At 62.4% G+C, this 11,812-nt stretch carries 7 protein-coding genes and 2 tRNA genes; 5 read left to right on the top strand and 4 right to left on the bottom strand.

The genetic code is table 11. The features are described from left to right. Positions 1 to 142: 142 nt before the first annotated feature. Positions 143 to 2,644, top strand: coding sequence for an FAD-dependent oxidoreductase (locus SJY40_RS09445; protein WP_378945477.1), 2,502 nt, complete (start codon positions 143 to 145; stop codon positions 2,642 to 2,644). Between the two features lie 95 nt (positions 2,645 to 2,739). On the opposite strand, the gene SJY40_RS09440 is transcribed toward SJY40_RS09445, so the two are convergent. The 4 genes from SJY40_RS09440 to uvrA all read right to left on the bottom strand — a co-directional run bounded on the left by SJY40_RS09440 (position 2,740) and on the right by uvrA (position 6,410). Beyond that, positions 2,740 to 2,814, bottom strand: a tRNA-Gly gene (locus SJY40_RS09440). A 193-nt stretch (positions 2,815 to 3,007) separates the two neighbouring features. Further along, positions 3,008 to 3,082: transfer RNA gene (locus SJY40_RS09435), tRNA-Gly, on the bottom strand. Between the two features lie 101 nt (positions 3,083 to 3,183). Then, entirely contained in the window at positions 3,184 to 3,555 is a 372-nt protein-coding gene (locus SJY40_RS09430) for a DUF4260 domain-containing protein (RefSeq protein ID WP_378945474.1), read from the bottom strand. Next, positions 3,552 to 6,410: an excinuclease ABC subunit UvrA gene (uvrA, locus tag SJY40_RS09425; protein ID WP_378945471.1), complete on the bottom strand. Its 2,859-nt coding sequence runs from the start codon at positions 6,408 to 6,410 to the stop codon at positions 3,552 to 3,554. The genes SJY40_RS09430 and uvrA overlap by 4 nt, the downstream gene beginning before the upstream one ends. 233 nt (positions 6,411 to 6,643) lie before the next feature. On the opposite strand from uvrA, the gene SJY40_RS09420 reads away from it, so the two are divergent. The 4 genes from SJY40_RS09420 (at position 6,644) to SJY40_RS09405 (ending at position 11,811) form a co-directional block, all read left to right on the top strand. Next, on the top strand, positions 6,644 to 10,078 hold the full coding sequence (locus tag SJY40_RS09420) for a pyruvate carboxylase (protein ID WP_378945468.1): 3,435 nt from the start codon (positions 6,644 to 6,646) through the stop codon (positions 10,076 to 10,078). A 223-nt stretch (positions 10,079 to 10,301) separates the two neighbouring features. Continuing rightward, a complete protein-coding gene (locus tag SJY40_RS09415; RefSeq protein WP_378945466.1) occupies positions 10,302 to 10,667 on the top strand; it encodes an NADH-quinone oxidoreductase subunit A in 366 nt (121 codons plus the stop codon). Continuing rightward, positions 10,658 to 11,191 (top strand): NuoB/complex I 20 kDa subunit family protein, encoded by a 534-nt coding sequence (locus SJY40_RS09410; RefSeq protein ID WP_378945463.1) that lies wholly within the window; start codon positions 10,658 to 10,660, stop codon positions 11,189 to 11,191. The genes SJY40_RS09415 and SJY40_RS09410 overlap by 10 nt, the downstream gene beginning before the upstream one ends. Before the next feature lie 2 nt (positions 11,192 to 11,193). Beyond that, on the top strand, positions 11,194 to 11,811 hold the full coding sequence (locus SJY40_RS09405; RefSeq protein WP_378945460.1) for an NADH-quinone oxidoreductase subunit C: 618 nt from the start codon (positions 11,194 to 11,196) through the stop codon (positions 11,809 to 11,811). Position 11,812: the final 1 nt, after the last annotated feature.

The raw sequence follows: 11,812 nt of genomic DNA, 5'->3' as shown, positions 1-11,812 counted from the left end.
GCAACCTAACTTCCGGGGCAGGGGCAGGCAAGTGCCGCGCCGCGGCATGTCGTTTTTCGCCCGCATTGGTCGGGCCGACCTGACGCGACGTTTCGCCGATCATGCATCAATTGGCCAAAGAAGGCCCAGCAGGAGTCGGGGAATGAAGTCGCAGGTCAAGGTTCTGGTCGTCGGAGGCGGTGCGGTCGGTTGCGGCATCGCGCTGCATCTGGCGCGCGCGGGGTGGGATACGCTGCTGGTCGAACGCGATGAACTGACGGCGGGGTCAACCTGGCATGCCGCCGGTCTGCTGCCGCTGTTCAACATGGGTTATGCCACCAGCCATATCCACGATTATTCAGTCAAGCTCTATGCGGGCCTAGAGGAGGCGACCGGCCTGAACGCGGGCTTCACCCGTTGCGGCAACCTGCGGATGGCCCAGACTGATGCGCGGATGGATGAATACATGCTGTATTCCGCCACCGCCGAAACCGTCGGGATCGAACATGAATTCCTGACGCCCGCGCAGATCCGCGACCGCTGGCCGCTGGTGCGCACCGATGATCTGAAGGGCGCGCTGTTCCACCCGACCGACGGTTATATCAACCCCGCCGATGTCACGCAGGCGATGGCCAAGGGCGCGCGGATGGCGGGCTGTGCGATCGAACGCAAGATCCAGGTCAATGCCTATGCGTGGACTGGATCGGAGTGGATCGTCACCTGCGAACGCATGGTGGAAAAGGGCGGTAACCTGATTCCGTCGGGCGAGACCTTTGAAATCCGCGCCGAACATGTCGTCACCGCCACCGGCAACCACGCACAGCGCACCGCGCGCCTGCTGGGCATCCGCATTCCGGCGATCCCGGTCGAACACCAGTTTATCGTGACCGAACCCGACCCCGCGCTGTTGAAATGGCGCGCCGATGGCAACCCCGAACACCCCGTTCTGCGCGACGCCGATGCCAAATGGTATGTGCGCGAGGAACGCGGCGGCTGGATCCTTGGCCCCTATGAGAAAGGTGCGCCCGCGCGCTTCCCCTATGGCGTGCCCGACAGCTTCCGCGCCGATCTGTTCCCCCTGGATCTGGACCGGATCGAGGAGGAATACATGGCGATGATCCACCGGATCCCGACTTCGGAAACGGTGGGGCTCAAGGACGATTTCAACGGCCCGATCTGCTATACCCCCGACGGCAATCCGCTGGTCGGCCCCGCACCGGGCCTGCGCAACATGTGGCTGGCCGAGGGCTTCAGTTTCGGCATCACGGCGGCGGGCGGCGTTGGCCACTACCTTGCTCAGCTGATGACCGAAGGCGAGGCCGAGATCGACATGGCATCGCTGGACCCGCGCCGTTTCGGGTCGTGGATGACCACCGAATATGCGGTGAAAAAGAACGAAGAAGCCTATGAGAACGTTTTCGTCCTGCACCACCCTGACGAAGAACGCACCGCGGCACGTCCGCTGCGCACCTCGCCCGCCTATGACCGTCAGGCTGCGCGCGGGGCGCAATTCGGACAGGTGAACGGGTGGGAGCGTCCGAATTACTTCGGCCCTGCCGATGCGTCCGCCGATTTCGACCATGACGCCCGCAGCTTCCGTCGTGGCGGCTGGTGGCAATATGCCAAGGCCGAGGCCGAGGCCATCCGCAACACCGCCGGTCTGATCGATGCCACGGCCTTCGCCAAACACGTCGTGACAGGGCCGGGGGCGACGGCGTTCCTTGACTGGTTCACCACCAACAAGCTGCCCAAGGTCGGTCGCATCAACCTGACCTATGCTCTGACCGAGGCGGGCACGACCCGTACCGAATACACCATCGTCCGGCGGGCCGAGGATGATTACTATCTGGTGTCAGCCGGTGCATGGACGGATTACGACGCCGACAACCTGATCAAATCCGCACAGGATTTTATGGCTGCGGGCGGTGCCTATGTCGCTATTCAGGATGTGACCACGCAATGGGGCGTCTTTGCCATCGCAGGGCCACAGTCGCGCGCGGTTCTGGCGAAATTGATTCGCGATGCCGAACCCGAAACCGCCCTGTCGAACAAGCGCTTCCCCTGGCTATCCTCGCGCCGGATCGAACTGGGCATGGTGCCGGTGCAGGCGATCCGCGTGGCCTATACGGGCGAATTGGGCTGGGAATTGCATCACCCGATCGAGATGCAGAATCACCTGTTCGACCAGCTGATGGCTGCGGGCGAACCCCTTGGGCTGAAGCTGGTCGGTGCGCGGGCGCAGAACTGGCTGCGGCAGGAAAAATCCTATCGCGCCTTCGGCACCGAGCTGGGCCGCGATGCGACCCCGTTGGAGGCTGGTTTGGATCGATTCGTCGATCTGTCCAAGGATTTCAAAGGCAAGGACGCCATGCAGGCTAAGGGTATCCGGTCGCAATGCGTCACGCTGTTGATCGATGGCCCCGACGATGCCGATCCCTGGGGCCGCGAGGGTCTGTTTCTGAATGGCACCCGCGTGGGTCGCCTGACCTCCGGCGGGTATTCGGTGGGCTTTGGTAAGCAGATCGGCATGGGCTATGTCCGCCCCGATCTGGCCGTTCCGGGCACTAGGCTGCAGGTGCGGATGTTCCGCCAGCTGTTCGACGCCGTTGTGGCCGAGGACAGCCCTTTCGATCCGCAAAACGCGCGCATCCGTATCGACGGGTGACGACGGTGCGGCATCCCTTCGGGGGTGCCGTCATCTGTTGAACTGGAACACTGAAATGGCAAAGGCCGGATCCGAAGATCCGGCCTTTTGTTATCTGGAGCGGGCGAGGCGATTCGAACGCCCGACCCTAACCTTGGCAAGGTTATGCTCTACCCCTGAGCTACGCCCGCTCCGTTCCGTCTGCATCCCGCTTCCGGTCTGCCTTCGGTAAGCGGTGATTTAAGGAAAGCGATCGCGGCCTGCAAGAGGGGGGCGGCCAAGATTTCGCCCGATAATCGTAATTTTTTCGACGATCCAGATCAGCGAATTGCGGGGGGCTGACATGACAAAGGCCAGATCCGAAGATCTGGCCTTTTGTTTATCTGGAGCGGGCGAGGCGATTCGAACGCCCGACCCTAACCTTGGCAAGGTTATGCTCTACCCCTGAGCTACGCCCGCTCCGTTCCGTCTGCGACCCGTTTCCGGCCCGCCTTCGGTAAGCGGTGATTTACGGAAAGCGGCAGCGGGCTGCAAGGGGAAAAATTGCCCTTTCGCGTTTTTTATCGGTCTGCCTGCCCGATCCGGCCCAGATGCGTGTCGTGAAAGCCGGTCCCCTGCTTCAACCCGTAACCCATGGCGCGATCCGCACCGACATGGACCAGCCAGACAGCGCCCAAGGCGATCAGCACCGGCAGGCCCGATACCACGCCAAGCAGCGCCAGCAGCAGGCCGGCCCCGTAAAGATGCATCAGGTTATAGGTGAATGCCCCGACGCGCGGCCCGGCCAGATAACCCGCAGCCCCCAGATCGGGCGCCAGCAGCACCAGCGGCCAGACCCAAAGCGGCCAGCCGTTTTGCGTCAGCACCGCCAAGGGCAGGGCGCCCAGAACGATCAGGGCGCCCTCGGTCCGTTGCCAGGAAACCGGCGTCATTCGGCGGCGCGGATGCGGGCGGAGGCCAGCATGTCGCCAAGGTAGCGGCCCGTATGGCTGGCCTCGACCTTGGCAACGGCCTCTGGCGTGCCGGTGGCCACGATGAAGCCGCCGCCATCGCCGCCCTCGGGGCCGATATCGATCAGCCAGTCAGCGGTCTTGATGACGTCGAGGTTATGTTCGATCACCACCACCGTGTTGCCCTGTTCGACCAGTTCGTGCAGCACTTCCAGCAGCTTGCGTACGTCTTCGAAGTGCAGGCCGGTGGTCGGCTCGTCCAGGATATACAGCGTTCTGCCCGTGGATTGGCGCGACAACTCCTTGGACAGCTTCACACGCTGCGCCTCACCACCCGACAGGGTCGTCGCCTGCTGGCCGACCTTGATATAGCCAAGGCCCACCTGCATCAGCGCATCCATCTTGCTGCGGATCGACGGCACGGCGGCAAAGAAGGTCTGTGCGTCTTCGACCGTCATATCCAGCACATCGGCGATGGATTGGCCTTTGAACGTCACCTCCAGCGTTTCGCGGTTATAGCGTTTGCCCTTGCAGGTCTCGCATTCGACATAGACGTCGGGCAGGAAGTGCATCTCGATCTTGATGACACCGTCACCCTGACATGCCTCGCAGCGGCCACCCTTGACGTTGAAGCTGAAGCGACCGGGTTTATAGCCACGCGCCTTTGATTCGGGCAGACCGGCGAACCAGTCGCGAATCGGCGTGAAGGCGCCGGTATAGGTCGCCGGGTTCGACCGCGGCGTGCGGCCGATGGGGCGCTGGTCGATGTCGATGACCTTGTCCAGATGCTCCAACCCCTTGATGGTTTCGCAAGGGGCAGGGGTCTGACGCGCCCCGTTCAGGCGCAGGCTGGCGGTCTTGAACAGGGTCTCGATGGTCAACGTCGATTTGCCGCCGCCGGACACACCCGTCACGCAGACAAATTTGCCAAGCGGAAAGTCGGCTGTGACCTTTTTCAAGTTGTTGCCGGTGGCTTTGACAACGGTGACCTTCTTGCCATTACCCTTGCGACGGGACGTGGGCACCGCAATCGAACGCGCGCCCGACAGATATTGGCCCGTCAGGCTGTTCTGATCCGCAGCCACCTGATCCGGCGTGCCGTGGCTGACGACCGTGCCGCCGTGGACGCCCGCACCGGGGCCCATGTCGAAGACGTAATCGGCATGGCGGATCGCGTCCTCATCGTGTTCGACGACCAGCACCGAGTTTCCCTGATCGCGCAGGTTCATCAGCGTGGTCAGCAGGCGGTCGTTGTCGCGCTGGTGCAGGCCGATCGAGGGTTCGTCCAGCACGTAAAGCACGCCGGTCAATCCGCTGCCGATCTGGCTGGCCAGACGGATGCGCTGGCTTTCGCCGCCCGACAGCGTGCCCGCCGCGCGCGACAGGGTCAGGTAATCCAGGCCCACATTGACCAGGAAGCCAAGGCGTTCGCGGATCTCCTTCAGGATCGCTGCGGCGATCTCATTGTTCTGCTTGGACAAGTGGTTCGGGGCATCCTCGATCCATGCCAGCGCATCCTTGATCGACAGTTCGACCACCTGGCCGACGTGATCGCCGGCGATCTTGACCGCCAAGGCCTCGGGCTTCAGACGATAGCCGCTGCAGGCGCCGCAGGGACGGTTGTTCTGGTAACGCTCGAACTCATCCCGGACCCATTGGCTGTCGGATTCGCGCAGGCGGCGTTCCATGTTCGGGATGACACCTTCGAAGACGCGGGCGATCTCATAGACGCGACCGGCATCGTCAAAGCGGAACTTGATCTCCTCGGCGCCGGATCCGTGCAGGAACATGTCACGGGCGTCCTGTGGCAGATCCTTCCACGCAGTTTTCTTGTCGAAACCGTAATGCTTGGCCAGCGCGTTCACGGTCTGGGTCAGATAGGCCGATTTCGACTTGGCCCAAGGCCCGATGGCGCCCTTGTCCACCGACAGCGCCGCATCCGGCACGATCAGGCGTTCGTCGAAGAACAACTCGACCCCAAGGCCATCGCAAACCGGGCAGGCACCGAATGGGGCGTTAAAGGAAAACAGCCGCGGTTCGATTTCCGGGATGGTGAAGCCACTGACGGGGCAGGCGAATTTTTCGCTGAAGGTCAGGCGCTCGGGGTCGCCCTCGGTCGGTGCGGTTTCCAGATGCGCGATGCCGTCGGCCAGATCCAGCGCGGTGCGCAGACTGTCGGCCAGACGCGTCTCCATGCCTTCGCGCACGACGATGCGGTTGACGACGACGTCGATGTTGTGGCGGAACTTCTTGTCCAAGGTCGGCGGTTCGTCCAGATCGTGAAAATCGCCGTTGACCTTGATGCGCTGGAACCCCTGCTTGCGCAGTTCCAGAAACTCCTTGCGGTATTCGCCTTTGCGGTCGCGCACGATGGGGGCCAGCAGAAAGGCGCGGGTGCCGTCGGGCAGGGCCATGATGCGGTCGACCATGTCCTGCACCTGCTGCGCCTCGATCGGCAGGCCGGTCGCGGGGGAATAGGGCGTTCCGGCGCGCGCGAACAGCAAACGCATATAGTCATAGATCTCGGTCACGGTGCCCACGGTCGAACGCGGGTTCTTGGACGTCGTCTTCTGTTCGATGCTGATGGCAGGGGACAGACCACTGATGTGATCGACATCGGGTTTGCCCATCATGTCCAGAAACTGCCGCGCATAGGCCGACAGGCTTTCGACATAGCGTCGCTGCCCCTCGGCATAGACGGTGTCGAAGGCCAGTGACGACTTGCCCGACCCCGAAAGTCCGGTGATCACCACCAGCTGGTCGCGCGGGATGTCCATGTTGACACCCTTGAGGTTATGTTCGCGCGCGCCGCGCACTTCGATAAACTTCTGTTCCATGCGGTGTCCCTGATGCCCAAGCGTGTCAGATATGAATGCACAGCGGAAAAGCAAGTTCACTTTGCGAACATTCGGGGAACATGCAAGCCTTGTGCAGGGATCGCTGGCAATCTGTCGCGGCCTGCCCCAATCATCGGCGAAGATTTTTCTGCGATGACGTCAGTTAACGCTAACACTTGCGCTGCAGTGCGGCGGCGCTAGGATGCTGCCAAATCGACAAAGGGGGCTTTCGCATGTTTGAGAAGATTCTGGTCGCGAACCGGGGGGAAATCGCGATCCGCGTCATGCGCGCCGCGAACGAGCTGGGGAAACGCACGGTCGCTGTCTATGCCGAGGAAGACAAGCTGGGCCTGCACCGCTTCAAGGCCGATGAGGCATATCGCATCGGCGAGGGGCTTGGACCCGTCGCGGCCTATCTGTCCATTCCCGAAATTATCCGCGTCGCCAAGGAATGCGGCGCCGATGCGATCCACCCGGGCTATGGCCTATTGTCCGAAAACCCCGAATTCGTCGATGCCTGCTTTGACGCGGGCATCACCTTCATCGGTCCCAAGGCCGAAACCATGCGCGCGCTTGGCGACAAGGCCAGCGCCCGTCATGTTGCCATCAAGGCCGGCGTCCCCGTCATTCCTGCCACCGAAGTGCTGGGCGAAGATTTCGACGCCATCAAGAAAGAGGCCGCCGAGGTTGGCTATCCACTGATGCTGAAGGCCAGCTGGGGCGGGGGTGGTCGCGGCATGCGCCCGATCAACAACCCCGAAGAGCTGATCGAAAAAGTCCGCGAGGGCCGCCGCGAAGCCGAGGCCGCCTTTGGCAATGGCGAGGGTTATCTGGAAAAGATGATCATCCGCGCCCGCCACGTCGAGGTCCAGTTGCTGGGCGACACGCATGGCGGTCTGTATCACCTGTTCGAACGCGATTGCACCGTGCAGCGCCGCAACCAGAAGGTCGTCGAACGCGCCCCCGCGCCCTATCTGACCGAAGAACAGCGCGCCGAGGTTTGCGGTCTTGCGCTGAAAATCGGGCAGGCAGTCGGATACCAGAACGCCGGCACCGTCGAATTCCTGATGGATATGGACGATGAGAAATTCTACTTCATCGAGGTGAACCCCCGCGTTCAGGTCGAACACACCGTGACCGAAGAGGTCACCGGCATCGACATCGTCCAAAGCCAGATCAAGATTGCCGAAGGTGCGACGCTGGCCGCAGCCACGGGTCATGACAGTCAGGACCAGATCACCCTGTCGGGCCATGCGCTGCAATGCCGCGTGACGACGGAAGACCCGCAAAACAACTTCATCCCCGATTACGGCCGCATCACCGCCTATCGCAGCGCGACGGGCATGGGCATCCGTCTGGACGGCGGCACGGCCTATTCGGGCGGTGTCATCACGCGCTATTACGATTCGCTGCTGGTCAAGGTCACGGCCTGGGCGCAGACCCCCGATCAGGCGATCAAGCGGATGGACCGTGCCCTGCGCGAATTCCGTGTGCGTGGCGTCAGCACGAACATCGATTTTGTCATCAACCTGCTGAAGCACCCGACCTTCCTTGATGACACCTATACCACCAAGTTCATCGACACGACGGACGCGCTTTTCACCTTCAAGAAACGTCAGGACCGCGCGACCCGCATCCTGACCTATCTGGCCGACATCAGCGTCAACGGGCATCCCGAAACCACCGGTCGTGCCCTGCCACCCGCGCAGGCGCGTCAGCCGATGGCGCCCGCCGCTGTGGCCGAACCCACCGCTGGCACCCGCCAGTTGCTGGAAAGCCAAGGCGCGCAGGCCGTTGCCGACTGGATGGGCGCGCAGAAGCAACTGCTGATCACCGACACCACCATGCGTGACGGTCACCAGTCGCTGCTGGCCACCCGGATGCGGTCGATCGACATGATCCGCGTGGCGCCCAGCTATGCCGCCAATCTGCCGCAGCTGTTCAGCGTCGAATGCTGGGGTGGGGCGACCTTTGACGTGGCCTATCGCTTCTTGCAGGAATGTCCGTGGCAGCGGTTGCGCGACATCCGTGCGCATATGCCCAACCTGATGACGCAGATGCTGCTGCGCGCCAGCAATGGCGTGGGTTACACCAACTATCCCGACAATGTCGTGCAATCCTTTGTGCGTCAGGCCGCCGAAACCGGCGTTGATGTCTTCCGCGTCTTCGACAGCCTGAACTGGGTCGAGAATATGCGCGTCGCCATGGATGCGGTGATCGAATCGGGCAAGGTTTGCGAAGGCACGGTCTGCTATACCGGCAACATGCTGGACCCTGATCGGGCGAAATACGACCTGAAGTATTACGTCAAGACGGCGCAGGATCTGAAAGCCGCGGGCGCGCATGTTCTGGGTCTGAAGGACATGGCCGGCCTGCTGAAGCCCGCCGCGGCGACCCAGCTGATCAAGGCCTTGAAGGAGGAGGTCGGCCTGCCGATCCACTTCCACACGCATGACACCAGCGGCATGGGCGGCGCGACCATCCTTGCCGCCGCCGAGGCAGGCGTCGATGCCGTCGATTGCGCCATGGACGCGCTGTCGGGCAATACCAGCCAGCCGACCATGGGTTCGGTCGTCGAGGCGCTGGCCCATACCGACCGCGACACCGGTCTGGACATCGGCCACATCCGCGCGATCAGCAATTACTGGGAGCGGGTCCGCGAAAGCTATGCCGCCTTCGAAAGCGGCCTGCAGGCCCCCGCGTCCGAGGTCTATCTGCATGAAATGCCGGGCGGTCAGTTCACCAACCTGAAAGCGCAGGCGCGTTCGATGGGGCTGGAAGATCGCTGGCACGAGGTTGCGCAGGCCTATGCCGATGTGAACCGCATGTTCGGCGATATCGTCAAGGTGACGCCATCGTCCAAGGTGGTCGGTGACATGGCGCTGATGATGGTGGCGCAGAACCTGACGCCGGAACAGGTCATCGACCCTGCTGTCGATGTCAGCTTCCCCGACAGCGTCGTCAACATGATGCGGGGCAATCTGGGCCAACCCCCCGGCGGCTGGCCGCAGGCGATCCAAGCCAAGATCCTGAAGGGCGAGCAGCCCTTCACCGACCGTCCCGGCGCGCATCTGGAGCCCGTCGATCTGGAAGCCGTGCGTGCCAAACTGTCCGAAGAACTGGATGGCAAGGTCATCGATGACGAGGATCTAAACGGCTATCTGATGTATCCCAAGGTCTTCACCGACTATATGGCGCGTCACGAAACCTATGGCCCCGTCCGCACCCTGCCGACCCGCAACTTCTTCTACGGAATGGAGCCGGGTCAGGAAATCAGCGTCGAGATCGACCCCGGCAAGACGCTGGAGATCCGCCTGCTGACCCTGGGCGAGACCGACGAAAAAGGCGAGATGAAGGTCTTCTTCGAACTGAACGGCCAGCCCCGCCAGGTCCGCATCCCCAACCGCAAGGCCACCGGCACCGCCGCCGCCCGCCCCAAGGCCGATCCGGCGAATGCGGGTCATGTCGGCGCGCCGATGCCCGGCGTTGTGGCATCGGTGGGTGCGGTCGCAGGTGCCAAGGTCAGCCAGGGCGACCTGCTGCTGACGATCGAGGCGATGAAGATGGAAACCGGCCTGCATGCCGACCGCGACGGCATCATCAAGGTCGTCCATGTGACGCCCGGCCAACAGATCGACGCCAAGGATCTGCTGGTCGAAATCGAATAGAATCAATCCGGGGCAGGGAGCCTTGCGTTTCCTTGCCCCGGTCCGGCCCAAGGCCGCCATCAAATCCGGCAGCCTGTGTCCTAAAGGTCAGATTGCTGCGATTAGCCGCAGCATCGCCACGTCCGAGCCGTTGACCCCGATGCTTGGCGGGTCTAAACCGCAGACAGCCAACCCGTCGCGAGGTGAGCCAATATCCCCGCGACCGACAAGGGGATCAAAGCCCGTGGAAAACCTTTTGCAGGATTATCTGCCCATTCTCGTTTTTGCGGGGATGGCGTCGGCACTTGCACTGCTTCTGTTGCTGTCCGCCATTCTGATTGCCGTGCGCAATCCCGACCCCGAAAAGGTCAGCGCCTATGAATGCGGCTTCAACGCCTTCGACGATGCGCGCATGAAGTTCGACGTGCGCTTCTATCTTGTGTCGATCCTGTTCATCATCTTCGACCTTGAAGTTGCGTTCCTTTTCCCTTGGGCCGTCAATTTCCAAAGCCTCAGCGATGTGGCATTCTGGTCTATGATGGTCTTCCTGGGGGTTCTGACCGCAGGCTTTGCCTATGAATGGAAGAAGGGGGCGCTGGAATGGGCGTGATGACAGGGGCGAATACCGCCGGGTCCGACCGCGACGTCGCGACCGCCGCGCTGAACAGCGAACTGCAGGACAAGGGCTTCCTGCTGACCACGACCGAAGACATCATCAACTGGGCGCGCAATGGTTCGCTGCACTGGATGACCTTCGGTCTGGCCTGCTGCGCCGTCGAGATGATGCAGACCTCGATGCCGCGCTATGATTTGGAACGCTTCGGGACCGCACCGCGCGCATCGCCGCGCCAGTCGGACCTGATGATCGTCGCAGGCACGCTGACCAACAAGATGGCCCCCGCGCTGCGCAAGGTCTATGACCAGATGCCGGAACCGCGTTACGTCATCAGCATGGGCAGCTGCGCCAATGGCGGCGGATACTATCACTACAGCTATTCCGTCGTGCGCGGCTGCGACCGCATCGTGCCCGTGGACATCTATGTCCCCGGCTGCCCGCCGACCGCCGAAGCGCTGCTTTACGGCATCCTGCAACTTCAGCGCCGCATCCGGCGCACCGGAACGCTGGTGAGGTAACGATGGCGATCTATCCCGACATGGACGCGCTGGAACAGCTGGCCGAACACATCAAGATGCGTCGCCCCGGCGAGGTTGTGGACGCCACCGTCGCCTTTGGCGAACTGACGGTGACGGCCACGGCCAGCGGCATCCTGGACCTGATCGAGTTCCTGCGCAGCGACAGCAGCTGCCGTTTCTCGACCCTGGTGGACATCACCGCCGTTGACCATCCCGAACGTCAGCAGCGTTTCGACGTGGTCTGGCACTTCCTGTCGATGTACCAGAACCACCGCATCCGCGTGAAGACGGCCATCCGCGAGGATGAGATGCTGCCGACGCTGGTCAAGATCCACCCCGCCGCCAATTGGTTCGAGCGCGAGATCTTCGACATGTTCGGCATCCTGTTCACGGGCCATCCCGACATGCGGCGTCTGCTGACCGACTATGGCTTTTCGGGCCATCCGCTGCGCAAGGATTTCCCGACGACCGGCTATGTCGAGGTTCGCTATGACGAAGCCGAGAAGCGCGTCATCTATGAACCTGTGAATCTGGTGCAGGAATATCGCCAGTTCGATTTCCTCTCTCCGTGGGAGGGCGCGAAATACGTCCTTCCCGGCGACGAAAAGACCAAGGGGTAAG

It is taken from the genome of Paracoccus sp. R86501 (assembly GCF_042466435.1).
Lineage (GTDB): Bacteria > Pseudomonadota > Alphaproteobacteria > Rhodobacterales > Rhodobacteraceae > Paracoccus.
Note: the sequence above shows the minus strand (reverse complement) of the source record. Positions and strands in the feature narration are given on the sequence as shown.

What these genes read in the sequence shown, in the direction of transcription:
- SJY40_RS09420 (WP_378945468.1), top strand. Translation starts at nt 6,644, where the DNA reads ATGTTTGAGAAGATTCTGGTCGCGAACCGGGGGGAAATCGCGATCCGC.
- SJY40_RS09410 (WP_378945463.1), top strand. Translation starts at nt 10,658, where the DNA reads ATGGGCGTGATGACAGGGGCGAATACCGCCGGGTCCGACCGCGACGTC.
- uvrA (WP_378945471.1), bottom strand. Translation starts at nt 6,410, where the DNA reads ATGGAACAGAAGTTTATCGAAGTGCGCGGCGCGCGCGAACATAACCTC.
- SJY40_RS09405 (WP_378945460.1), top strand. Translation starts at nt 11,194, where the DNA reads ATGGCGATCTATCCCGACATGGACGCGCTGGAACAGCTGGCCGAACAC.
- SJY40_RS09430 (WP_378945474.1), bottom strand. Translation starts at nt 3,555, where the DNA reads ATGACGCCGGTTTCCTGGCAACGGACCGAGGGCGCCCTGATCGTTCTG.
- SJY40_RS09445 (WP_378945477.1), top strand. Translation starts at nt 143, where the DNA reads ATGAAGTCGCAGGTCAAGGTTCTGGTCGTCGGAGGCGGTGCGGTCGGT.